The sequence below is a fragment of the Marinomonas polaris DSM 16579 genome, assembly GCF_900129155.1.
In the GTDB taxonomy this organism is placed as follows: domain Bacteria; phylum Pseudomonadota; class Gammaproteobacteria; order Pseudomonadales; family Marinomonadaceae; genus Marinomonas; species Marinomonas polaris.
Map to the genome: position 1 here is coordinate 200,827 of NZ_FQVF01000007.1, position 25,633 is coordinate 226,459.

The following is a 25,633-nucleotide window of genomic DNA, read 5'->3' on the forward strand; positions in this document are numbered from 1 at the left end:
GTAATATTCACTGCGAATTTTATTCATGAAAAAGCCCCAATAGGTTGATGTCTATTGAGGCTTTTTAGTAGTAGCCAATTACTTGGTTACTTTAGTGAAAAATCAATGGTATTAACGCTTAACGGCACCTGTTGGAGCAAATTTAGCGCCATCAAGTGGTGAGTTCTTCTGAATGTATTCCACTAGAACGTCTGCATCTACATAACCTGAGTTAACGTAGTTTGGATGATCAACGATTTTAGGGTAACCATCACCACCTGAAGCAGAGTAGTTGTTCATCGCGATGCGGTAAGTTTTGCTAACGTCCAGCGCTTTACCGTTGACCATGATGTTAGTCGCTTTGCCATCTTTAAGTGTCAAAGATACACCGCTGAATTGAGCAAATGCACCGGTTCCCGCTTGTTTCGCTGCTGCTGCAGAAAGGTAATCTGTTAGCTCATTGGCAGTGAAATCAACATACGACACCATGTTGCCGAAAGGCTGAACTTTCAAAACGCTTTTATAAGTAACGACACCTTTTTCTAAGTTGTCACGGATACCACCAGAGTTCATAACGCCGATGTCAGCATTCACTTTTTGCTTCATTGCTAGAGCAATCAAGTTACCTAAGTTGGTTTCTTGGGTGCGAACGACATCGCGGTCACCAACGAAGTCTGTGTCAGAGAAGCCAATCTCGATATTAAGCTCTTTCTGACCTTTTTCTTGGAACGGCGTTAACATATCAAGCATGGTTGGATCTTGGGCGATTTCGTCTTCAATGAAAACACGTTCAGACTTGCCATCTGCATTAGTGACTTTTTTCTTCAAGTTAACCGGAATAAGTTTGTATTGAGACCAAACAATCGCGCCATTTTTGTAGACAAAGTCTAGGCGACCAACGTATTTACCCCATTCATGCGCTTGCAGAATAAGCGTACCGTTTTGCTCATCAGGTTGGAAAAGTGGGTTTTGAGAATGGCCACCCACAATTACATCAATCCCAGGAACTGTGCGTGCTAGCGTTACATCGCCAGGTGCATTGCCACCGTAGTTACCATCTTGGTAGTGGCCCATGTGAGTAACCGCAACGACTAAGTCAGCTTTTTTACGCAGTTCAGGGATCAATTTTTTAGCAACAGTAATAGGTGATTCGATCTTGATCCCATCTAGGAACTCAGGGTTGCCCAGTTTCGCTGTATCGTCCGTAGTGAAACCAACGACAGCGATTTTAAGATCATTTACTTGGAAGATTTTATAGGCTTCAAACAAAGGTTTGCCAGTTTTTGCATCTAAAATGTTCGCAGAAAGGAAAGGGAAGCCCGCCCATTCTTGTTGCTTCTTCAGTACAGAAAGCGGATTGTCGAATTCGTGGTTACCCAGCGCCATCGCATCGTACTTCAGCATATTCATACCGCGGAAATCTGGCTCCGCGTCTTGTAGATCTGATTCTGGTACACCTGTGTTGATATCACCACCGGATAGCAATAGGGAATTACCATCGTCTAGCGCTACTTCTTCACGAATGTTGTCGATCAAGGTTTTACGAGCTGCCATGCCGTATTCGCCATTGCCGTTTTGCCAGAAACGACCGTGATGGTCATTAGTGTGCAAAATAGTGACTCGATATTCTTTGTCTTCTTGCCAATCTGGTTTTTGCGGTCCCATCATAGAACACGCAGTCACAGATAATGCGACACCAGTAATGGCCAGTTGCGTGATAAAACGCTTGGTAAAATTCATGGTTTGATTCCTTTACATGATATTAGTCGGCAGTTCTTCGATTCGAGATAACCAAATGCCACTATGGAGTTGCTTTTTTGATTACGGTTCTAAAATGTATCTCAAATTTGTGACAAGTTCGAGGGACTGTGCAGTAATTTTGACCATTTGTGCAAAAACCTGACGTTTTTCCCAAAAAAAAGCCTGCGACAGAGAGATAGACTCTGTGCAGGCTGCTTAAACGGTTACACAATTAGCAATATAAATAATTAGAGATCTAGACGTCGTCCCGTTTCTTTATCAAAAGCAACTGCTTTGGAGGTATCAAACATCATTTTTATGATGGAACCTGCGTCAGCTGGGTACATTGGGTTAGAACGACAGTTGATCTCGGCATCGTTAACACGAGTCAGAATCATTGTGTCGGCACCCATTGGTTCAGTTACTTCGACTTCGACATCTGTCGTTGTCACAAAAGGCTGCCCTTCTTTGTGCGGCTGAGGTTCAGTGATCATTTCAGGACGCAAGCCAAGTAGGATGGTTTTACCTACGTAGTCTTTCAGCGCTTCTGGCTTCGGGAATGGCAATGCAACAGTGGTGCTGGTGGCCAGTTCCAACATAGGCACGCCATCTTGTTCGACGACCTTAGTTGGAATGAAGTTCATTGCTGGTGAACCCATGAAACCTGCAACGAACAAATTTGCTGGGTTGTCGTAGATTTCTTGTGGTGTACCAAGCTGTTGAACTTGTCCATCTTTCATTACGGCGATGCGATCTGCCAAGGTCATGGCTTCTATCTGATCGTGCGTTACATAAACGATGGTTGTGCCCAGCTTTTTATGCAGCTTCTTGATCTCTGTACGCATCTCTACGCGCAATTTGGCGTCAAGGTTAGACAACGGCTCATCAAACAAGTAAAGCTGAGGGCGACGCGCTAAGGCACGCCCCATGGCAACACGTTGACGCTGACCACCAGACAATTGCGCTGGTTTACGGTCAAGTAGATGACTAATTTGTAATAGTTCCGCTACGCGCTGTACTTCAACGTCGCGCTCAGCTTTTGGTACTTTGCGCATTTCCAAACCGAAAGAGATGTTTTGTTCTACGGTCATATTTGGATACAAGGCGTAAGACTGGAACACCATCGCGATATCACGATCTTTTGGACTCGTGTAAGTTACATCTTTGTCAGCGATGAGAATGCGACCTTCGGTTACGTCTTCAAGACCCGCAATCGAGTTCATCAGAGTGGATTTACCACAACCAGATGGTCCAACCAAAATCAGGAATTCACCTGCTTTGATGGAAATATTAATGCCTTTTAAAATTTCAGTCTCGCCGTAGCGTTTTTTAACATTATCAATGACTAGGTTTGCCATGTTATTACTCCGAATTTTTTAGTTCACTCGTGCTGTGTTAGGTAAAAAGGCACGAGTGCATTTTGTCTTTATCGATGTTCGCTAGGTTGCTTAGCAGCGTTGTTAGCCTTTTACAGCGCCAGCTGTTAAGCCACGGACGAAGTATTTTCCTGCAAACACGTAAACCGCCAGTGTTGGTAAAGCTGCGATAATGGCAGCGGCCATATCGACGTTGTATTCCTTACCGCCGAAACTGGTGTTTACCAAGTTGTTCAAGGCAACCGTTACTGGCTGAGTATCAAAACCAGAGAACGCCACACCAAATAAGAAGTCATTCCAAATTTGCGTAAACTGCCAAATCACCGTTACCACGATAATAGGCGTAGAAACGGGCAAAATGATGCGGTAGAAAATCGTAAAGAAGCCAGCGCCATCTAGGCGAGCCGCTTTTACCAATTCGCCAGGAATAGACTGGTAGAAGTTACGGAAGAACAAAGTCGTAAATGCCACACCGTAAACCACGTGCACGAAGACTAAACCTGAAGTGGTATTGGCAATACCTAACCAGCCTAGTGTTTGTGCCATTGGCAACAAGATAACTTGGAACGGAATGAAACAACCTACAAGCATCGCCGCAAAGAAAAAGTCACTGCCACGGAATTTCCATAGGGAAATAACGTAACCGTTAATGGCGCCCACTAAAGTAGAAATCGCCACAGCAGGTAACACGATTTGAAACGAGTTCATGAAATAAGGCGAAATACCACCACAACTACTACCCGTACATGCGCTTGACCAAGCTTTTGACCAAGAGTCGAAATGCAAGGACGCAGGCAAAGAAAGTAGGGTACCAGTACGAATTTCTTCAACGTCTTTTAGCGATGTAATCAACATGACGATAAACGGCATCAGATAAAACGCCGCAACGACGATTAATACCGTGTACAAGGCAACGCGTAATACTTTGTCTAGGCCAGACGTTTTACGGCCAACAGCTGTTTTACTTGTAGAATTAAGGTTACTCATGGCGTTTACCTCGCAATTCAGAGTACAAATAAGGAACCAAAATCGCCAACACACAGCCTAGCATCACCATAGCAGACGCCGAACCTAAGCCGATTTGGCTACGAGTAAAGGTGTAGGTATACATGAAGTTAGCTGGCAAATCAGACGCATAACCCGGTCCGCCATTGGTCAAAGCCGCGACCAAGTCGAAACTCTTAATCGCAATGTGCGAAAGAACAACCAAGGCGCTAAAGAATACTGGCTTCAAAGAAGGCAGAATAATACGACGGTAAGTGGTAAACGTGCTTGCGCCATCAAGGTGTGCCGCTTTGATAAGGTCGCCATCAACGCCACGCAGGCCTGCTAAGAACAGCGCCATAACGAACCCAGATGCTTGCCAAACAGCCGCGATAACCAAACAGTAAATAACCATGTCTGGGTTAATCAACCAGTCGAATTTGAAGTTTACAAAACCAAAGTCGATCATCATCTTTTCTAGACCGTTGGTTGGGTTAAGTAACCATTTCCAAGCGGTACCGGTAACGATGAAGGAGATCGCCATTGGGTAAAGATAAATAGTACGGATCGCGCCTTCAGCACGAATTTTTTGATCCAAGAAAATGGCCAAGGTAACGCCAAGGAACAAACAGATACCAATAAATAAGCCGCCGAAAATACCAAGGTTGGTTAGAGCTACCATCCAGCGGTCGTTATTGAATAGGCGCTCGTATTGTTCGAAGCCGACAAAATTGTACGACGGCAACATGCGAGAACCCGTGAAAGAGAGTACGGCAGTCCATATCATATAGCCGTAGATGCACACCAAGGTAACCAGTACCGTTGGGGCCATGACGATTTTAGGCATCCAATCGGCCAAGCTTAGGCGCGCAGGACGTCCTGACTGAGTCTGTCCTGACCCAGAATTGGCGGCTTTAGTATTCATAGTTGATGCTTCACTATTCGGAGGTATTAAGGCGAGGCTGGCTAGGTGGCCAGCCTCTTATGTTTACTGCAAATTAGGACTTTGCAGATTTAGATCTTACATACTTGCTTTAACAGCACGAGCTAGCTTGTCTACCGCTTCTTTAGACGTCATAGACTCGTCATTGAAGAAGTTAGTCACGACGTCAAAGATAGCGCCTTGAACCATAGAGTTCACAGCCATGCCGTGAGCCATACTTGGTACTAGGTTGCCAGTCGTTGAGCTTGCTAGGAACGCATCCATTGAAGAATGTGCACAAGTATCAAATTTCTCGCGAGGCATATTCAAGCGAACTGGAATAGAGCCTTTATTCAAGTTGAATGTTTCTTGGAATTTAGGTTCAAGAATCAAACGAGCAAGGTCTTTTTGAGCCGCTTGTTTGTCTTTGCCATCCACTTTAAACATTGCTAGAGAATCGATGTTGAAAGTGAAAGAGCCGCTTGTGCCTGGCGCTGGGTAACAAACGTAATCGATGCCTGCTTTTTTGCCTGCAGCTGTAAACTCGCCTTTCGCCCAGTCACCCATGATTTGCATAGCTGCATCACCATTGATAACCATAGACGTTGCGATGTTCCAATCGCGACCAGAGAAACCTGGATCAACGAATTCGCGCATTTGTTTGAAAGTATCAAATACGTCGATCATGTCTTGGCTACGTAGTGTTTTGTCAGACAAGCCGATGAACGCGCTGTTGTAGAATTTAGCGCCTTTAGCCAAAGCGATTGCTTCGAATAGGGTAGCGTCTTGCCAGTTTTGACCACCATGAGCGAGTGGTGTGAAACCAGCTGCTTTGATCTTTTTCGCTTCAACAATGAATTGTTCCCAAGTAGTCGGGATAGACGCGCCTGATTTACGGAATACTTCAGGGTTAGCCCACATCCAGTTTACACGGTGAACGTTTACTGGAGCCGCTACGTAGTGGCCGTCGTACTTCATCACGTTACTAACAACTTGAGGAAGGATAACGTCCCATTCGCCCGCTTTAGCAACATCATCAAGATTTGTTAGGAAGCCAAGGTCACCCCATTCTTGAATGGTTGGGCCTTTGATTTGAGCAGCAGATGGTGGGTTGCCAGAAATGGCACGAGATTTTAGAACGGTCATAGCAGATTCACCACCGCCACCAGCGACTGCGAAGTCTTTCCAGGTGTGGCCAGCGTCTACCATTTCTTCTTTAAGTACATTGATCGCAGCGGCTTCGCCACCTGATGTCCACCAATGTAGAACTTCTACTTCACCAGCGTGAGCCGTAGCCGCGGCTAGAGAAAGTGCAACTGTGGTTAAACCGAAAGCAATTTTTTTCATGATAGGAACCTTTGTTATTGTTATATCATCCAATCAAAGACATTTTATAGACTTTGATGTTGCGTTATTTTTGTATCGACTTCGCTATCTGAAGATCAGCTTAAGCGAACGTTCGAGTTACAGAATTTAGCAAAGGATCTGACAAGGGAGGGTAAAGTAGAGCAACCTATTGTAACGAAGTCTTGCAAAAGGTGTTTTAAAATGACCTTTGTTTGCTTTTTAAGTGACGATTTATTTCATTTTTCAGTGGATAAAAAAAGAGTCTTTTAACCCGCTAAAAATTAATGTCTTGGTAGCCAGAGTTTGGCTTCTAAGCCTTGTTGTATATGGTTGCTCAAGGTGACTTCACCACCATGAGCACGGGCAATATTGCGCGCGATACTCAAGCCTAATCCCATGCCACCAGGATGGCCGGAATGGTCGGGTGTAAGACGAGTGTAAGGCTGAAAAACTTTATCCATTTTATCTATTGGAATACCTGGGCCTTGGTCACAAACACGAATACAGACTTCGTCTTCATCGTCTTCGATGTACACAATAGCAGTTTTTCCATAATACAACGCGTTATCGACAAGGTTGCCAAGGCAGCGTTTTATGGCGAATGGTTTACCAATAAACGGATGTTGTAATTCGCCGACAACAGTCAGTTTCACACCATGTAAGTTGGCCGTAGATTGCATGTCTCTGAGCATTCTTGAAATGTTCACTTCGACACGGTTTTCATGAATATCGGTTTCTTTTACGCTTTGTAGAGCGCCTTTTAGCAACATATCTAGATCTTCTAGATCGCGAATCATGGCGTCACGGATGTCATCTTCGTCTAGCATCTCAGCGCGTAATCGTAAGCGCGTGATAGGCGTTTTTAAATCGTGAGAGATGGAAGCAAAAAGCCTCTCTCGGTCGTTGAGATAACGCTGAATTCGGCGCTGCATATCATTAAAGGCTTTGGCCGTATTACGCACTTCGACACTACCGACTTCTTTTATCGGCTGCCAATCGCCCTGACCAAAACGTTCCGCCGCGCGAGCCAAGGTTGCTAGTGGACGAGTTACGCGTCTCAATATGAGGATGCTCAGCAGTAACACGGTAATCACCGACATTGCCATGGAAAACAAGCGATCGCCGCTGAGCGCCGTGTTGCCATCCAAAAAATACGGATCGGGCATTAAGCTCGCAAGGTAAAGCCAGTCTTTGTCATTGATAGGGATTTGAATCACGATAATCGGTGGTGTAAGAGGTTTCACCAATAAGCTGTGATGTCCCCAGCGCTCGGGCAAATCCACAAGGCGAGTATGGTTGTTGATCACGTGCAAATCGCTTGGGCTGGAAAATGCAATCTTGGCGTTGTGAATGCCTAGCTGTTTGATCAGCGTCGACTGAACCTCGTTTTTGACAATGTCTTTGAGCGGCGAGTCGGGAATATTGTTGATGAGAATTTCTTCTTTATTGAGCGTCACAAAGAAGCGTGTTCCGCCCATGTCTTGTAATTGATCAATGACGATATGGCGATAATTGGTTGGCAAAGAAGTGAAGTAGCTAACTGTGGCGGCAATACGAAACGCCATGTGTTTAGACACTTCACGTACGTTTTCTTCGGTATCGGATTCGAGTTGACGCAACCAAATTGATGAACTGATGAACTGAGCGCTGGCCACGCCCAGTGCCATAATGATCAGAATTTGTCCTGTCAGAGACTGGGACCAGCGTTTGATTCGTGAGCGTTTACTGATCGGTGTATTAACGGGCATCACTAATGGCTTCGACGCTAGCGGTTAATATATAACCTTGACCACGAATGGTTTTGATCAACTGTGGCTGGCGGGCATCTTCGCGCAAACGCTGGCGTAAGCGGCTAACGTGCACATCAATAAAACGATCCAGCGGAGCGCTATCGCGTCCACGCGTATTTTCGGCGATAAGTTCGCGAGTGAGCACAGCGCCAGGATGAGTTAAGAACAACATTAAAAGATTGTAATCTGCGCCGGATAACGACTCTTTTTCGTCTTTAAAGTGCAATTCACGCGACAGCGTATCCAGAGTAAATTGCGCAAAACGATAGAAGCGATGGGCAACCGGTGCAATTTCTATGACTTCTGTGTGTTCCATACGGCGCAAAATAGCTTTGATTCTCGCCAGTAACTCTCGCGGGTTAAAGGGCTTCGCAAGATAATCATCAGCGCCAATTTCCAAACCGATGATACGATCCATTTCGTCAGAGTTGGCCGTTAGCATAATCACCGGAACTTGTGATTGCGTTCGTAGGGAACGACAAACTGCAAAGCCATCTTGTCCCGGAAGCATGATGTCTAAAATCACCAGATCAACTTCTTGCTCTGCTCGGAAATTTGCTAAAAACGCTTCACCTGAATCAGCGGTTAACACTGTGAATTGGTGCTTTTCTAGGTAAGTTTTGAGCAGGGTGCGAATCTCGTCGTCATCGTCTACAACATAGATACATTTTGCGTTGGTCATTATCTTGCTCAGTGGAAGGTTGAGGTCTGTTAGTTATTATAAAAAGTTATTATAAAATTGTTATGTAGGTTTCGAGTCTAGCAAGAAACTTACAGTGAACCAATTGCTCATATAGGCTTGATACGAACAGTCTTTAAATAAATTAAATTGATTTAATGCTTTCTCCCCTGCATAATTTTTCATCTACCCTTATTTAGATCTGCGCAGATTATGTCTGCAAACCAAAAAGAGAACACAATAATGACAACAAAAGTAATGGCGTTCGGCGAAGCCTTGATCGATTTCCTTTCTAATGGAGCAACCAAAGCAGGAGAGCTTGAATCTTTTACTAAGTTCCCTGGCGGTGCGCCAGCAAACGTTGCTGTGGCTGTGGCCCGCTTAGGAGGCAATAGTCATTTTGTCGGCCAAGTAGGTGACGATGCGTTTGGTCATTTTTTGAAAGAGTCTCTTGATGGTTACGGCGTGAATACGAGCAATATGCTGATGACCAAGGAAGCCAAAACAGCCTTGGCGTTTGTAAGCTTGGATCAAACTGGCGAGCGTAGCTTTGAATTTTACCGTAGCCCTTCTGCGGATATTTTGTTCCGCGAAAGTGATTTTGATGCAACCTGGTTTGCTGATAGCCAAGGTGTGTTCCATACCTGTTCAAATACATTGACCGATGCGGATATTACCAAAGCCACCTTGGCCGGTGTGAGCATGGCTCGTAAGGCTAATTGGATCGTTAGTATTGATGTGAACTTGCGTATGAACCTTTGGCCGAATGGGCAAGTGGATACAAAGCGCGTTATTGATTGGATGCAAAGTGGTGATGTAGTGAAAGCCAGTCTAGAAGAATTGGCTGTGTTAGCAGAAGATCCATTTGCTCTTATCGAACAGTCTCTTACTGCGGGCGTGACCTTGTTTGTATTAACTGATGGTGGCAACCCGATTCGTTTTTATACGGCGACTCATGGCGTAAGTGAAGTGATTACACCAAAAGTTGAGGTAAAAGACACTACAGCAGCAGGCGATGCGTTTGTTGGCGGCTTGCTTTATAAATTGGCAGAACAAGGTGGCGATCGCGCAGCGTTAGCGGCTTTATCTCAACAACAGCTAGTGGATATTGTGCGCTTTGCTGCGGCTTGCGGCGCAGATTCTGTGACAAAGTTGGGTGCCTATCCTTCTTTGCCTTCGTTGAGCGAAGCTGAGGCGCAGTTAAGCCAGTTTTAGGCTCTAAGAATATGATTTTACTTTTAGAATATACTTTTGTTAAACGGTTAAGAAAGTATTAAGCCTGTTTGTTAGAATGAAAAGCGTGCTAGATCACGCTTTTTTTATGCCTAAAAAAAGCGGTCTAAATGAGTAAAAATAGAGAACAAAATGAACAATTAATGATTGAAAATTGTTCATTAACTTGCTGAATTTACGATAAAAACCCTATATTGTTGGTTTTTTATACAGATGCGGTGGAATAAATAAGATTCGCATTTTTAGAAGGATCTACTAAATTTAAAAAATAATTAAGTCAATATTAAGGGAGCGAGGTGCTTGAAGCGCGGGTTTTGTTTGTTAATAATCGGATTCCTTCTTAATCCTTATAGAAGACATGTTTACCTTGTTTCGACCTACGATAATAAAAACAAAGGCGTGCTAGGGGTTTCCCAAGCGGGCCTGTAAGGAGCAATGATGAAAAAATCTCTTTTGTCTATGGCAGTCGCCCTGACACTTTCCGCAAATGCTGTTCATGCAGCAGACCTCTTGTTTAAGCCTGGTGAAGATTCTCGTTTTAGTTGGAGCAGCTATGAGGCTCTGAAATCGAATAAGCTATCTGGTGAAACCATCTCTATTTTTGGTCCTTGGACTGGTGATGAAAAAACCAACTTCGAACGAGTTGCTGCTTACTTTGAACAAGCCACTGGCGCTAAAGTGAAATACGCGGGTTCTGATTCTTTTGAACAGCAAATCGTTATTGATACTCAAGCTGGCAGCGCGCCAAATATTTCTGTTTTCCCTCAACCTGGTTTGGCAGCAGATTTAGCCGCTAAGGGCTTTTTAACACCGCTTAGCGATACTGTAAAAGATGGCGTGAAAAAGGATTACGCAGCAGGTCAGTCTTGGGTTGATCTAGCTACGTTTAAAGATCAAAAAGGTCAGAAAGAATTCTACGGTGTTTTTTACCGTGCAGATTTGAAGTCACTAGTTTGGTACTCACCAGAGAACTTTGAAGACGCAGGCTATGAAGTTCCTGAAACTATGGAAGATCTAAAAGCCTTAACCAAGCAAATCGTTGCTGATGGTGGTACGCCTTGGTGTATCGGTTTAGGTTCCGGTGCGGCTACAGGTTGGCCAGCAACTGATTGGGTTGAAGATTTACTACTTCGTACACAGCCAGCAGCGGTTTACGATAAATGGGTAACTAACGAAATTAAGTTTGATGATCCACGCATTGTTGGTGCCATCGAAGAGTTTGGCTGGTTTGCTCGTAATGACAAGTTCGTTGATGGCGGCGCAGGTGCTGTAGCGTCTACCGATTTCCGTGACAGCCCAAAAGGCTTGTTCCAGTCTCCACCTAAATGTTACTTACATCGTCAAGCTTCGTTTATTCCTGCTTTCTTCCCTGAAGGAACGAAGTTGGGTCTAGACGCTGATTTCTTCTACTTCCCATCTTATGCATCTAAAGATTTAGGTAACCCAGTATTGGGTGCTGGAACCTTGATGAGTGTGACGAATGACTCTAAAGGTGCTCGTGCGTTTATTGATTTCATTCGCTCGCCAATCGCTCATGAGTTGTGGATGGCGCAAACTGGCTTTATCTCTGCTCACTTGAAAGCAAACCCTGAAGTTTACTCAAGTGAAGCAGCGAAAAAACAAGGCGAGATCTTACGCTACGCGACAACCTTCCGCTTTGACGGATCTGACTTGATGCCTGGTAAAATCGGCGCCGGTTCTTTCTGGACAGGAATGGTTGACTACACTGGCGGTAAAGATGCCAAAGAAGTTGCTCACGACATCCAAAAAACATGGGATGCCTTGAAGTAATTCTTTGTAAAGCCCTAGAGTGACTGTTCACTCTGGGGCTTTTTGTATTTGTTTTATAAGTAAAGCGGTTGCCGTTTTAATTGTCACTGCATTGATATATTTTGGAGATTCTATGGGACAGCTTGCCTCGGCGTTAGTTACCATGATTCTAGGTGTTATGGGGTGTGCCGCGTATTTCTACGGCTCAAATTTCCTTTTAGATAAAATTTTTCCAACTAAAAGTGGCGCAGCTGCTGAAGTTGCTCGTAATTTACGTGTGGCGAACAATATTCGCCCTTGGCTGTTTTTGGGGCCAGCAGTTTTATTACTGACATTTTATCTTTTCTATCCTGTTATTGATTCCATCCGCTTGTCTTTTTATGGCCGCAGCGGTGAAGACTTTGTTGGTCTTGCGAACTACAAATGGCTATTTAGCAGTGATGAGTTCTATGAATCTTTCCGCAATAACATGCTGTGGTTAATTGTTGTACCAACAGCGGCAACATTTTTTGGTTTGATTATCGCGACTATGACCGATCGTATTTGGTGGGGCAATATCGCAAAAAGTTTAATCTTCATGCCGATGGCGATTTCCTTTGTAGGTGCGTCGGTTATTTGGAAATTCATTTACGATTTTCGTACCGGCGGTGAAGACCAAATCGGCTTGCTGAATGCCTTGGTTGTCTTCTTCGGTGGTGAACCTCAGACATGGCTGACGATTCCAATTTGGAACAATTTCTTCTTGATGGTTATCCTGATTTGGATTCAAACCGGTTTTGCTATGGTCATTTTGTCTGCTGCGCTACGTGGTATTCCAGATGAAACCATTGAAGCAGCAGTGTTAGATGGTGCCAATGGCTTTCAAATCTTCTACAAAATTATGGTGCCACAAATTTGGGGAACCATTGCGGTGGTTTGGACCACGATTACCATCTTGGTATTGAAAGTATTCGATATCGTATTGGCAATGACGAATGCCCAATGGGGCACACAAGTGTTGGCCAATCAGATGTTTAGTTGGATGTTTAATGGCGGTGGCGACTTTGGTCGTGGCGCGGTGATTGCGTTGGTTATTATGGTTCTGGTTATCCCAATTATGGTGTGGAATATTCGCCGCGCTAATGCCGAAATGGAGGGGCGTTAATATGATTACGTCATCTAAACGTACTCCGTTAACTTATTTGGTACATGCGACTGTCTTGTTTCTCGTGATCATTTGGACGATCCCTACAGCGGGTTTGTTTATCTCTTCTATTCGAGATAAAAATCAGCTTTCTACGTCTGGCTGGTGGACAGCATTAGCGACCTCAGAGCAGCGTCTCGTGGCGCGAGCCCATGAACCGAAAAAACAAGTTCAAGAGGGTAATCGCTTTGTTATTCGCGGTAACCTATTCGAAGGTTCAGCGGGGGAAATTACCAAGTTTGGTTCTAGTTCATTAAGACCCGATGAATTCGAAGTAGGCACAGTGGCCGAACTTAATAAAGGCGAGACCTTGCAAGTCATGGAAAACGGCGATTATGCGTTTTCTTCTCCTGTGGAATGGAAGGGCTCCCGTGGCGACCGTATTTTCTATACAGCCGAGATTCCACCACGCTTCACCTTAGAAAACTATCGTGAAGTATTGAGTGCGGAAGGTTTGGGTAAGTCTTTTATTAACTCTTTAACCGTGACCATACCTGCGACCATTATTCCTATTCTAGTGGCCGCGTTTGCCGCTTATGCTCTGGCTTGGATGCGTTTTCCTGGGCGTGCATTGCTGGTCGCTGCTGTGGTTGGTTTGTTGGTCGTTCCGTTACAAATGTCACTGATTCCGTTGCTAAAAAGCTACAACATGATTGGTGAGTTTTTTGGTGTCGGATCGAAAACTTATGTGGGGATTTGGTTAGCGCATACTGGGTTTGGTTTGCCGTTGGCTATTTATTTGCTGCGCAACTATATTGTTGGATTGCCTAGAGAAATCATCGAATCCGCCCGTGTGGATGGCGCTTCAGATTTTGATATTTTCCGTAAAATTGTATTGCCTTTGTCTTTCCCTGCATTAGCGTCATTTGCCATCTTCCAGTTCCTTTGGGTATGGAATGATTTGCTGATTGCCATGGTATTCCTAGGTAATGATGCTGATCACATGGTGCTAACAGGTCAGCTTCGTGAATTGCTTGGCTCTCGCGGTGGTAACTGGGAAATTCTGACGGCATCGGCGTTTATTACCATCATTATTCCTTTATGTGTCTTCTTTGGCCTACAGCGCTATTTAGTGCGCGGTTTGCTAGCAGGCTCGGTGAAATAACAAAACCTAGGCAGGTGAGTTGAGCGTTTGCTCCTCACCTAAGGTATGAATTTAGATTGAGGCAGTAAAATCATGGCTGATGTAAAACTCACCAATGTTAAGAAAATTTATTCGAATAATGTTGAAGTATTGAAAGACATTAATCTAGATATCAAGCAGGGCGAATTCATTGTTTTCGTCGGTCCATCCGGTTGTGGTAAGTCCACGTTATTGCGCATGATTTCTGGTTTAGAGGAAATCTCCGCTGGTACGTTAGAGATCGATGGTGTTGTGGTAAATGACGTGCCGCCTGCATTGCGTGGTATTGCTATGGTGTTCCAAAGCTACGCTTTGTACCCGCACATGACGGTGTATGACAACATGGCGTTCAGCTTACAAATCGCTAAGGTGAGCAAAGCAGATATTGATCAACAAGTTCGTAAAGCCGCGGATATGCTGCAACTAACACCGTATTTAGATCGTTTGCCAAAGGCGCTTTCTGGCGGTCAACGTCAACGTGTGGCGATTGGTCGTGCGATTGTACGTCGTCCTAAAGTATTCTTGTTTGATGAACCTTTGTCTAACTTGGATGCGGCACTTCGTGTTGCGACACGCATGGAAATTGCCAACCTGAAAGACAGCATGCCTGATTCTACGATGATTTATGTGACCCATGATCAGGTGGAAGCCATGACGTTGGCTGATCGCATTGTGTTGTTATCTGGTGGTGATATTGAGCAAGTGGGTTCACCATTGGATCTTTATGAGCATCCTGCGAACGTATTTGTGGCGAAATTTATTGGTTCGCCAGCGATGAATATTGTGCCTTGCCGCATTGAGCAAACTGGCACACAAACCTTGGTGTCTTTGTCGGCTTCTGCGTCCATTCAAACGCCTATCGTGACGGAATCAAGTGAACAAGCGAAACCTGCTTTCTTTGGCATTCGTCCAGAAGACTTGGTGGTTGTGTCTGCGGAACAAGAAAGCCTTTTCTCTGGTGAAGTATCCTTCGTGGAATCTCTCGGCGAAGCGACTTTACTGTATGTGAAAATCCCTGGCGCAGACGAGATGGTGATTGCGAAGCAAGCTGGCACATTGAACATTAAGCGTGGGGATAAAGTGTATTTGTCCGCACCGGCTGAAAAAATGCATTTGTTTGATGAACACGAGCAGTCTTACTTACGCAAAGGCTAACTGGCTAGTATGTTATTGAGCAGTTAGTAACCTTGTTATTTAAATGGGGCAATGCTTTGGCGTTGCTCCACGTTTTATCTTTTTTGGAGAGTCTGATGACAACCAATCTGAATTGGTGGAAAGGTGGGATTATTTATCAAATTTACCCACGTAGTTTTATGGATGCAAATGGCGATGGCGTTGGCGATTTAGCTGGTATTACAAGTAAGTTAGATTACGTTGCATCGCTTGGTGTAGATGCTATTTGGCTCTCGCCTATCTTTACTTCCCCAATGAAAGATTTTGGCTACGATGTGTCCGATTATTGTGACATTGATCCAATGTTCGGTTCGTTAGCGGATTTTAAAGTCTTGGTTGACCGCTCCCATGAACTGGGACTGAAAGTCATGATCGATCAGGTGATTAGTCACTCGGCTGATGTCCATCCTTGGTTTGAAGAAAGTCGTCAAGATAAAACTAATCCTAAAGCAGATTGGTATGTTTGGTCTGATCCAAAGCCGGATGGTTCACCGCCAAATAATTGGCTGTCTATCTTTGGAGGCAGTGCTTGGAAATGGGATAGCCGTCGTTTGCAGTATTATTTGCATAACTTCTTAGAGTCTCAGCCAGATTTTAACTTCCATAATCCAGAAGTTCGTCAGGCACATTTGGATAATATGCGCTTTTGGCTAGAGCTTGGTGTGGATGGTTTCCGTTTGGATACGGTGAACTTCTATTTCCACAGCGAAGGCTTGGAAGACAACCCACCTGTACCAGCTGGCGAGCCAAAAACCATGGGTGCGCCACACGATAACCCTTATACTTATCAGCGTCATGTGTACGATCTTAGCCGTCCAGAAAACTTGGATTTCTTAAAAGATTTACGCGTTATGATGAATGAGTTTCCAGGCAGCACCATGGTTGGTGAAATTGGTGACGATTTTCCTCTGAAACGCATGGCGGAATATACGTCTGGTGGCGATAAGTTGCATATGGCTTACACCTTCGACTTTTTGAACACGCCTCATTCTCCAGAATACATTCGTAAAACCTTGGCGGACATGAATAACATCGTGGGTGATGGTTGGCCTTGCTGGGCATTATCGAATCATGATGTGGTGCGTTCTCGCACTCGTTGGGGCGCAGACGAAGATGGCAAAGCTTACCCTCTAATCGCGTTAGCATTGATCTTGTCTCTACGTGGCAGTGTTTGTTTGTATCAAGGTGAAGAACTTGGCTTACCTGAAGCTGAGGTGCCGTTTGAGCGTATTCAAGACCCTTATGGCATTCCGCTATGGCCAGTTTTTAAAGGCCGTGACGGCTGTCGTACGCCGATGGTGTGGGATAATTCGACATTGGGCGGATTCTCAACAATCGAACCTTGGTTGCCAGTCGATAAAAATCACTTACCGCTAAGTGTTGCTGAGCAAGAAGCGAATCCAGATGCCTTGTTGCATAAGGTTCGTCAGCTGATTCATTGGCGTCAGCAACAACCTGTTTTGGTGAATGGCGAATTGTCTCAGCTTAATTTGGATAATGAGCAATTGATTGCTTTGGTTCGTGAATACGATGGTGAGCGTTTGTTAGTTGTATTAAACATGACAAGTGAAGAGCAGCAAGCGACGCTAAATGCGAATGTTGCAGAAGTATTGCAAGGTCATGGTTTTGAATCGACTTTGGATGGTGAGGTGTTGACCTTACCTGCTTATCAAGCGCTCTACGCTAAGTTGTCTTAAGTCGTATTACGCAGTTAATTGAGTTTTTAATTGAGCTTTTGTCATTTCAAGCCGATTTGCGTTTTGCGTGAATCGGCTTGTTTGTCGAAGTTCTTTTGGTTTGCGAGTAGTTAGTATGACAAAAAACATAAAAAAACTGACTTTAAAAGACGTTGCTGAGCGATTAGAAGTCTCCACGGCAACCATCTCAAACGCCTTTAATCGCCCCGATCAATTGTCGGCGACATTGCGTGAAAATATTCTGAGCGAATGCGAAAAAATGGGTTATTTTGGCCCTAATGCAGCTGCTCGTAGTTTACGCACTGGTCGCACGGGAATCGTTGGCATTGTGTTGTCTGATGACCTCAGTTATAGCTTAACTGATCCTGTAGCTAATCAGTTTCTAAAAGGCATGGCGGAAGTCTTTGAAGCCAACGAATACAACATGCTGCTGTTGTCTTCCGATCAAGTTGAGCAAGATGCACAAAGCCGTATGCAATCTTCCATGGTAGATGGTTTTATCGTTTATGGTCATAAACCACAGCAATGTATTAATGCGCCTTGGTTGATGCCGAATAAGAACATCATCACAGTGGATAGCTTCATTCCTGGTACCACATCGGTCAACATCGAAAACCACAGTGGCGCATATCGAATTGCCAGCCACGCTTTAAAGCATAAGCCTGACGCCGTGGCTATTTTAGGTTTGAGTCTATTGGCGACAGATCGAGTGTGTCGTATACGCGAAGACGAATTGTTTGATCGTGCGGCGTCTATTTCGATCCAACGTTTGTATGGTTACTTTCAAGCATTGGAAGAACATCAGTTGTCGGTCGCTTCCGAGCATATTTGGAATATCCCTGAGAACAACCATAAACTGGCTTATCAGGCTGCTCGTGAAGCTCTAACTATGGCTAAGCGTCCGCAATTATTATTGTGCATGAGTGATTGTATAGCGATTGCGGCGGTGCAAGCGGCCTTGCATTTAGGCTTGCGTGTGCCGGAAGATTTGCAAGTGGTTGGTTTTGATGGCATCCCTGAAAGTGCCAATATTCACCCTTCGATCACCACCATACATCAACATACAGTGGAAAAAGGCCGTGTTGCTGCAGAAGTGTTTTTAGGGCTTCGAGAAGCCAAAGACGTGGTGTTAGAAACCGAATTGGTTATTCGCGAAAGTTGCCCTTCAGTTTCTGAGCATGCTGAACCAGCTCTTGCCGAGTCTGCACTTGCTTAAGAGTTAGCAGCAAAAAAGACAGAAGCAGGCCGCAAAGCATCACACCCAATAGTTTGATATATCTGCGTTTGGGTCCATATGATAGGAAATTTGCGCTTGCAATAATTCGGCCGATGACAACGCGTCGGTGAGTGCATGGTGTGCTTTATAGCGCGGTAGTTTATAGCGTTGACGGCAAGCGTCTAAGCGTAAAGAAGGCTGTCTGCCAAAGCGTTTCCACCAAGGTTTAAAGGTCGCTTGGCGCTCAATATCCATGGTGTCGAGCACGGGAAAATACAGTGGGAAACCATATATTTTCATCGACGCTTCGAGTAAAAACTGACGCTCGATGGCAACACAATGCACAACGATGACTTGATGTGTGAGTGCCAGTAAAATCTCATCCAAAATGGCATGAAGTCGCGGTGCTTCAGCCAATTCCGAATGGGTGATTTCATGGATAGTGACAGATTCTGCATTCAGCGACCGTTCTGGTTTTGCCATCCAATATTGCGCACCTTGGCAACGAATGGTTTTGTGGCTGAGGGGGATTAAACCGAGGCTGATTATTTCATCTTGGCTTGAGTCAAGTCCTGTGGTTTCTAGATCCAAGGCCAGCAACGGCGTATCTTTCAATGCTGTTTGCGGTGCAATCATTCCCGCTTGATAATAGCGTTTCAGAGGACCTTCTGGCGCTTCTTCTGCCCATTCTGAAAACATGGCTTGCCAATCTTGAATGCCTTCTTTGGATTTATTTTTCAATAATAACTTTGCCATTTAGCTGCGTTTCCCTGCGTAACGGAATTTAATGAACTCCTGTTGGCGAGTAACGATATGAAAAGCATCTCGTAGATGGCGTTTTTCAAAGGACGACAAGTGCTCAGGGTTAACGTGGTTATTCGGTTCTTCGCCTGCTTCGATCTGGTCTTTCTGATGTTTGATCCGCACCATACCTATCATTTCCAATGCCAGCGCAAGATCTTTAGCTCGGCCTTCCGGTAATAATCCTGCCGCTTCAATGTCTTCGATGCGCTCAAGAGTGTTGAGTTTGTCACTGCCACAGGCAAGGGCGTGGACACGAACGATATCGATAATCGGAGCGATTCCTCGCTCTTTGAGATTGAAAGTGCGTGACTGTTCACCTTCGCCATCTAAAACAAATTGTCGAAAAAATCCCAATGGCGGTTTACGCTGATTGGCATTTCTCGCCATAAAGGTTAGAAAGCCTGAGTGCTGCAGAGCTTCTTGGCGTATGTGTTGGTTTAGTTGTTTGGCGAGTGTTTTATCGCCGTAGATACCGCGTAAATCAAAGAAGATAGACAGTCGTAGCAGAGCTTCGGCTTTGGGTTTTTGTATCCACTCACTGAAGTTTTCTTTCCAAACTCTTAGCGGCTGACGCCAGCGTGGATTGGATGCCATGATGTCGCCAGTACAAAGTGTGTAGCCGCAGTCATCCAGATGACGGCAAACCCAATCTGTCAGCGCTTCGAAATATTCGCCGTGAAGTTTTTTATCGTACTTGTCACTCAAGACAAGTGCATTATCTTGATCGGTTTTAATGGTTTGCTCTTCTCTTGCCTGTGAACCAAGCGCGATAAAACAATATGGCACAGGTGGTGGCCCGAACTTCTCTTCACCAAGTTGCAGCAGTCGTTTCACAAAGGCAGTACCTATGTGGGACATGGCGTTACCAATCATTTGTGTATTAGCATCTGCAACCACAAGCTGAGTAAACGTATGTGTCATCTTGCGGCTGATACTTTTCAAGCCTTCGATGCTGGTTTGCTTATAAATATCGCTTATCAGATAGACGCTGCCGTGGCTTTCTTTTTGAATAATATCTCCGGTGCTCACCACGCCGATAGGGCGACCATTTTTGACAATGGGAATATGGTGAACGTTACGCTCCATCATTTTTAAAACGGCTTCAGATGCATAATCACCGCTGTCCATAACAATGGGATCGCGGGTCATTATATCTGCGATAGAGGTGCTGTAGGCAAGACCTTTGGCAACCGCACGAGTACGTAAATCTCGGTCTGTGACAATGCCAATCAATTCGTCATTTTCAGTAATAAGCAAGCTTGAAACACGATGCTCCGCCATGATTTGCGCAGAAGTCAGAATGTCTGAGCTGATGTCTGCGCTAATCGGTGGTCGTCTCAACAAGCTGACAACAGGACAAGTCATTAACGATACATCTGAGTTTTGTGAATCCATCGCAACGCGCAAACGCACTTCGCGAGCGAGTTCAAAGAAGTCAGAAAAATTGTCGTTTTCTTCGTAGAGCTTTAGAAACCAGCGCGCCGGAATGCGATACAGCAAGCTGTCTTCGATGGTTCGCATGGATTGTGAAGACTTGCCACCTCGCAATAGAGAAAAGTAGCCAAATAGCTCGCCTTCATTCATACGTCGAATTAACTTTTCCTCTTTGCTAAGCACTTCAATCGCACCACTGCGAATAAAGAACAAGGTATTGTTCAGTGCGCTTGGAGCGATAACCCACTCGCCAGCACGAACATACTGAATCTCTATTTCTTTGGTCATATCATTGAGTTGCGGATCGTCGGCAATCTCATTGAATGGCGCGTGCTGACAAAGTGCTTCGAGTATTTCGGTTAATTCGACATCCATTGTTCTGTTCCTGTTTATTAAAAAGCAGTTTTTCGAACCGGTTGGTTAACCGCCTCTTTATTTAAGCAGCGGCGCCGCTATTGTCACGATTCCCATAATGAGGAAAAGCAAACAAGCAAGCTGACGTGTGCGGTCGGCATTGATTCTGTCCATTATCCAGTTACCTGCAAACACAACAGGTACGTTCGCCAGCATCATACCGATAGTTGAGCCTAGCAAGACCATCCAGACACTGCCATAGTGAGCGCCTAATAAGACGGTTGCGATTTGAGTTTTGTCACCAATTTCGGCAAGGAAAAACAAAATAAACGTCGCACCAAACGCACCATACTTCAGCATACTATTGTCTTCACTGTCGTCTTTATCTGGGATCAATAACCATAAACCTACGGCGATAAAGCTTAGACCAACAATCCAACTGATTGCACTTTCTGGAATCCATTGTGCGATTTCTACGCCAAGCCATGCTGATAGCGCATGATTGAGCAATGTCGCAGCAAGAATACCAAGCACAATAGAGGATTTAGACGCGAAACGAGTAGCAAGGAATAAGGCTAAAAGTTGGGTTTTATCGCCCATTTCAGCAAGAGCAACAGTAGAGATAGAAGTGAGTAGTGCTTCCATTTGACAGGTCCTAGGTGGGCAATAAACGAAAGACAACAAACCTGAGCCCACCTGAGCCAAGTCATTGTCTTAAGTCTCATCAACCCTGTCGATACTGTATCGGATCAGGACTTCTTTGCCACGAGCTTGAGGCTCAATTATGTTGACAAAGAATCTTTGCGGTACATATGTGTAGTGCAAAGAAGATTACTCCCCTAAGAGGACGCCGATAATAGAGTATTTACAAAAAGAAAACAACGCGAACGTCCAGTTACGGCCATTCGCGTTGTTTTTTAGTAGCAATGAATCTCTATAAAGTCGCTATAACGCTATGCTTTTTTATAAAGATGCATATCGCTATGCAAACCTTTCCACAAGCTCACACACATGATCAACATGAGCAATGTGAATGGTAAGCCAATAGTGATTGCAGCCGCTTGAATTGCACCAAGTGCTTCAGAACCACCACCAACAAGTAAAGCAATCGCGATGATACCTTCTAGAACCGCCCAGAAAACACGTTGAATCATTGGTGCATCAGTTTTACCGCCAGCGGTAATACCATCGATAACCAAAGAGCCTGAGTCAGAAGACGTTACAAAGAATACCAATACAAGAATGATACCAATGAAGGAAATCAAAGACGTCAACGGTAAGCTCGCAAACATTTGGAACATAGCCAATGAAGAATCAGTAATACCGTTTGCCAATGCACCAACGCCATTCGCAGACTGATCTAAAGCTGATCCGCCAAAGATAGACATCCATACAAGAGAAACAACCGTTGGTACTAATAGAACTGCTACTAGGAATTCACGAACAGTACGACCACGAGAAACGCGAGCGATAAACATACCTACAAATGGTGACCAAGAAATCCACCAAGCCCAGTAGAACACAGTCCAACCGTGGTAGAAGGTAGTATCGTCACGACCAATCCAGTTACTTAATGGAATGATGTTTTCAACGTAGTTCAACAAGTAAGAACCCATTGCAGCAAAGATAGCGCCAGTGTTACCAACGACTACGATGAAGATTGCCAATACAGCCGCGATGATCATGTTGACGTTAGACAGCAGTTTCACACCACCTTCTAGGCCACGTGCTACCGATATGATGGCAACGGCTGTTACACCACAGATCACAAAGATTTGTGTGGTTAGCGTATTTGGAATATCAAACAGGAAGTTAAGACCACTTGTTGCTTGCAGTGCGCCAAAGCCAAGCGATGTTGCCAAACCAAAGATAGTCGCAATAACTGAAATAACGTCAATTACGTGACCAATTCCGCCCCAGACTTTCTCACCAAATAATGGGTAAAAAGCAGAACGAATAGTAAGAGGCAAGCCTTTGTTATATGCAAAGAATGCCAAAGATAGACCAACAACCGCGTAAATCGCCCAAGGATGAAGTCCCCAATGGAACATGGTTGCGCCCATCGCTAGATCGCGAGCTTCAGGCGTGTTTTTGACTACATCAAATGGCGTGCCATACCAACCTGTGTAATAACCAACAGGTTCAGCAACACTCCAGAACATTAAACCAATACCCATGCCCGCTGCGAAGAGCATTGAAAACCAAGTAATAGTGGAGTGTTCTGCTCTTGCTTCGGTACCACCAAGGCGGATTCTGCCTAGAGGAAGGAGAATCAGTAGCAAACAAAAGAGTACGAAAATATTACCAGCAACCATAAAGAACCAATCAAAATTATTGATCGACCAGTTCTTTGCACCTGATAAAATGGAACTCGCATCAGCAGGGAATAAGATACTGCCAATGATGAATGCAAAAATAATAAGCGCGCTTGTACTAAACACTGGGTTTAATACGTCAAGGCCAAGAAACTGAATGTTATCTTGTCCTACTTTGTATGACGTGTTGTATTCTGCCCGACCACTGTCAGGTACTTTATTACTCATAAACATTCTCCTGAATTAGTGAAAACTTCCCCAAGACCTTTGTTGGATAACTGAACTTATAAAGGTCTGTGCAAATCTTTTTAAACGAAAATCAACATGAGCTTTTTTTTACACAATTCCGCTACTTCACCCTAAAAGAATTCTCATTATTAGATTGTTCTTAATACGACGTATTTTGTTCTGTTTTCACAATTTATGCTTAATCTCGTGTTGGCAGTTATGCTGACGAGATAAAAGTCTTCTAGCATCTCAGTAACAAAGAGAGCGAGAGGATAGAGCGCCGTAAATTGTTGAAATAGAACGAAACGATGGGCTATTTCTTTCGTTTAAAAAGATAGTTTTTGTTAAAAAAGCCACTAGTTTGTATGTTGCTAATAGAACAAAAAAGGCCATCAAAGATGGCCTTTTTTGTTCTTAACCTAATAAGAGTTACATCTAAATGCTTAGATGTCAAATTATAGTAAATAAAATGGCGTGCTACGGGAGGAATAATTCAAGCAATTCGTTGAGGAATAATTTTCCTTTTTCGGTGGTTTTGACGCGCTGATTCTTCCATTCATCGGTATCTAATAGACCCTGTTTTAGTGCTATTTCACAGGCTTTGACCAGAGAACTTGGCACGCTTTGATAAGTGAAGCGCTCGTAATCCTTTAAATCAAAGGTTTCGAACAAGCGTAGACGGTTCATCATGAATTCAAGCGGTAGGTCTTCTTGCTCGATGGCCTCTTTGATGACCAAGGCTTCAGGTAGGTTGTTTAAGTAATGATTTGGATGGCGAGTCTTTCGTGTACGAAATATTTGACCATTAACCAATGTGATCTTGCCATGAGCGCCAGCGCCAATTCCTATGTAATCGCCGAAACGCCAATAATTAAGGTTGTGTGCCGCGCGACGGTTCTCTTTTGAATTAGCCGAAACTTCGTACTGAGCATAACCATGTTTGGTCAACAGCTCTTGTCCTGCGTCTTGAATTCCCCACAAGGTGTTGTCTTCGGGTAGCGTTGGTGGACGACGATAAAACTCAGTATTTGGCTCGATAGTCAGTTGATACCAAGACAAGTGCTCAGGGTTCAGTTCGATGGCAAGAGACAAGTCTTCTAGCGCCATTTCTAGGCTCTGATCTGGTAAGCCATGCATTAAATCGAGGTTGATATTGTCAAAGCCAGCGGCTCTAGACTTATCCACAGCGTGTATCGCTTCCTCACGGTTGTGGATTCTTCCTAGGGTTTTCAACAGGTTTGGCTGGAAACTTTGGATACCGATGGACAAACGATTAATGCCAGCCTGACGAAAGTGGCGAAACTTTTCTTGTTCAAACGTTCCTGGATTGGCTTCCATGGTGATTTCGGCATTGTCTGCCCACGTTAGCTTTTCGCGCAGGGCATCCATTAAACGATAATAGAAGTTTTCGCTCATCAAGCTTGGCGTACCACCGCCAATAAAAGCGGTTTGGATTTCTCGTCCAGCGACATAAGGTAAATCGGCGTCTAGATCAGCCAGAAGCTGTGCCAAATAGGCGTCTTCTGGCAGTTTGCCATTGGCTTCAAAACGGTCTGCTTGATGAGAATTGAAGTCGCAATAAGGACACTTACGCACGCACCAAGGTAAATGAATATACAAACTTAGCGGTGGTAACTGAGTGCTCAAAATGGCTTACCTAGTTGTGAAAAAGAGGATTGTTGAAAGGATGCGAATAGCTGTTTCAAAGCTTTGGCGCGATGGCTAATTTGGTTCTTCACTTCTTTTGGTAGGCTAGCCGCACTGCAAGCGCATTCCGGTACATAAAATACGGGATCATAACCAAAGCCTTCTTGGCCTTCCGTAGATGTCAAAATACGACCTTCCCATACGCCATGAAACACTTGTGGTGTTGGATCGTCCTTGTGGCGCATATAAGCCAATACACAATGGAAGCGAGCGGTACGTTCTAGTTCAGGTACGCCGTCTAGTTTTTCCAGCAGCAGTTTGTTGTTCGCTTCATTGTTGCCGTGATCGCCGGCAAAGCGAGCAGAGTAAATACCCGGCGCACCGTCGAGATAATCCACTTCAATACCAGAATCATCGGCCAATGCAGGCAAGCCGGTATGAGCACAAGCATTGCGCGCTTTTAGAATGGCGTTTTCAATAAAGCTCAAGCCCGTTTCTTCGGCTTCTTCGACGTTAAACTCGCTTTGCGGTTTAACATCAATGCCCATGTCACTCAGTAAGGCATTGAATTCTTTGATTTTTCCAGCATTGTTACTGGCTAATACGATGGTTTTGGTCATCGGTTGTCCTCTTTTAAAC

The 25,633-nt window shown here is 44.5% G+C and carries 20 protein-coding genes and 1 riboswitch; of the genes, 7 read left to right on the forward strand and 13 right to left on the reverse strand.

Annotated features, from left to right (window positions below; genetic code table 11):
- Positions 1-111: 111 nt before the first annotated feature.
- The 7 genes from ushA to BUA59_RS09295 form a co-directional block, all read right to left on the reverse strand.
- Positions 112-1,719, reverse strand: a complete 1,608-nt coding sequence (gene ushA, locus BUA59_RS09265; RefSeq protein ID WP_072839423.1) for a bifunctional UDP-sugar hydrolase/5'-nucleotidase UshA — start codon at positions 1,717-1,719, stop codon at positions 112-114.
- Positions 1,720-1,967: 248 nt separating this feature from the next.
- The gene (locus BUA59_RS09270) at positions 1,968-3,077 is read right to left on the reverse strand and encodes an ABC transporter ATP-binding protein (RefSeq protein WP_072839424.1); all 1,110 of its coding nucleotides are present in this window, start codon (positions 3,075-3,077) and stop codon (positions 1,968-1,970) included.
- A gap of 102 nt (positions 3,078-3,179) precedes the next feature.
- Positions 3,180-4,082 carry a carbohydrate ABC transporter permease gene (locus tag BUA59_RS09275; RefSeq protein WP_072839425.1) on the reverse strand — a complete coding sequence of 301 codons (903 nt, stop codon included), beginning with the start codon at positions 4,080-4,082 and terminating at the stop codon, positions 3,180-3,182.
- Positions 4,075-5,004: a carbohydrate ABC transporter permease gene (locus BUA59_RS09280; RefSeq protein WP_072839426.1), complete on the reverse strand. Its 930-nt coding sequence runs from the start codon at positions 5,002-5,004 to the stop codon at positions 4,075-4,077. Before BUA59_RS09280 ends, BUA59_RS09275 begins: the two co-directional genes overlap by 8 nt.
- A gap of 96 nt (positions 5,005-5,100) precedes the next feature.
- Positions 5,101-6,348, reverse strand: a complete 1,248-nt coding sequence (locus BUA59_RS09285; protein ID WP_072839427.1) for an ABC transporter substrate-binding protein — start codon at positions 6,346-6,348, stop codon at positions 5,101-5,103.
- Between the two features lie 281 nt (positions 6,349-6,629).
- A complete protein-coding gene (locus tag BUA59_RS09290; RefSeq protein WP_072839428.1) occupies positions 6,630-8,096 on the reverse strand; it encodes an ATP-binding protein in 1,467 nt (488 codons plus the stop codon).
- Positions 8,086-8,820: a response regulator gene (locus tag BUA59_RS09295; RefSeq protein ID WP_072839429.1), complete on the reverse strand. Its 735-nt coding sequence runs from the start codon at positions 8,818-8,820 to the stop codon at positions 8,086-8,088. The genes BUA59_RS09290 and BUA59_RS09295 overlap by 11 nt, the downstream gene beginning before the upstream one ends.
- A gap of 240 nt (positions 8,821-9,060) precedes the next feature.
- Between BUA59_RS09295 and BUA59_RS09300 the strand changes: the two genes are divergently transcribed.
- From BUA59_RS09300 to BUA59_RS09330, 7 genes are all read left to right on the forward strand, one after another.
- The gene (locus BUA59_RS09300; protein ID WP_072839430.1) at positions 9,061-10,032 is read left to right on the forward strand and encodes a carbohydrate kinase family protein; all 972 of its coding nucleotides are present in this window, start codon (positions 9,061-9,063) and stop codon (positions 10,030-10,032) included.
- A 456-nt stretch (positions 10,033-10,488) separates the two neighbouring features.
- Positions 10,489-11,841, forward strand: a complete 1,353-nt coding sequence (locus tag BUA59_RS09305) for an ABC transporter substrate-binding protein (protein WP_072839431.1) — start codon at positions 10,489-10,491, stop codon at positions 11,839-11,841.
- A 112-nt stretch (positions 11,842-11,953) separates the two neighbouring features.
- Entirely contained in the window at positions 11,954-12,964 is a 1,011-nt protein-coding gene (locus BUA59_RS09310) for a carbohydrate ABC transporter permease (protein WP_072839432.1), read from the forward strand.
- Between the two features lies 1 nt (position 12,965).
- On the forward strand, positions 12,966-14,108 hold the full coding sequence (locus tag BUA59_RS09315; protein WP_072839433.1) for a carbohydrate ABC transporter permease: 1,143 nt from the start codon (positions 12,966-12,968) through the stop codon (positions 14,106-14,108).
- Between the two features lie 72 nt (positions 14,109-14,180).
- A complete protein-coding gene (locus BUA59_RS09320; RefSeq protein ID WP_072839434.1) occupies positions 14,181-15,281 on the forward strand; it encodes an ABC transporter ATP-binding protein in 1,101 nt (366 codons plus the stop codon).
- Between the two features lie 95 nt (positions 15,282-15,376).
- Entirely contained in the window at positions 15,377-16,996 is a 1,620-nt protein-coding gene (locus tag BUA59_RS09325; protein ID WP_072839435.1) for an alpha-glucosidase family protein, read from the forward strand.
- Positions 16,997-17,111: 115 nt separating this feature from the next.
- Positions 17,112-18,212, forward strand: a complete 1,101-nt coding sequence (locus BUA59_RS09330; RefSeq protein WP_072839436.1) for a LacI family DNA-binding transcriptional regulator — start codon at positions 17,112-17,114, stop codon at positions 18,210-18,212.
- 39 nt (positions 18,213-18,251) lie between these two features.
- Here the strand turns inward: BUA59_RS09330 and BUA59_RS09335 are convergent, their stop codons facing one another.
- From BUA59_RS09335 to rdgB, 6 genes are all read right to left on the reverse strand, one after another.
- Entirely contained in the window at positions 18,252-18,968 is a 717-nt protein-coding gene (locus BUA59_RS09335; RefSeq protein WP_072839437.1) for a 3'-5' exonuclease, read from the reverse strand.
- The gene (locus BUA59_RS09340; RefSeq protein ID WP_072839438.1) at positions 18,969-20,825 is read right to left on the reverse strand and encodes a putative nucleotidyltransferase substrate binding domain-containing protein; all 1,857 of its coding nucleotides are present in this window, start codon (positions 20,823-20,825) and stop codon (positions 18,969-18,971) included.
- A 57-nt stretch (positions 20,826-20,882) separates the two neighbouring features.
- Positions 20,883-21,449 carry a TMEM165/GDT1 family protein gene (locus tag BUA59_RS09345; protein WP_072839439.1) on the reverse strand — a complete coding sequence of 189 codons (567 nt, stop codon included), beginning with the start codon at positions 21,447-21,449 and terminating at the stop codon, positions 20,883-20,885.
- A 6-nt stretch (positions 21,450-21,455) separates the two neighbouring features.
- Positions 21,456-21,651, reverse strand: a riboswitch (yybP-ykoY riboswitch).
- A 106-nt stretch (positions 21,652-21,757) separates the two neighbouring features.
- A complete protein-coding gene (locus BUA59_RS09350) occupies positions 21,758-23,347 on the reverse strand; it encodes a BCCT family transporter (protein ID WP_072839440.1) in 1,590 nt (529 codons plus the stop codon).
- A 477-nt stretch (positions 23,348-23,824) separates the two neighbouring features.
- A complete protein-coding gene (gene hemW / locus BUA59_RS09355) occupies positions 23,825-24,994 on the reverse strand; it encodes a radical SAM family heme chaperone HemW (protein ID WP_072839441.1) in 1,170 nt (389 codons plus the stop codon).
- Positions 24,991-25,614 (reverse strand): RdgB/HAM1 family non-canonical purine NTP pyrophosphatase, encoded by a 624-nt coding sequence (gene rdgB / locus BUA59_RS09360; RefSeq protein WP_072839442.1) that lies wholly within the window; start codon positions 25,612-25,614, stop codon positions 24,991-24,993. Before rdgB ends, hemW begins: the two co-directional genes overlap by 4 nt.
- Between the last annotated feature and the right edge of the window lie 19 nt (positions 25,615-25,633).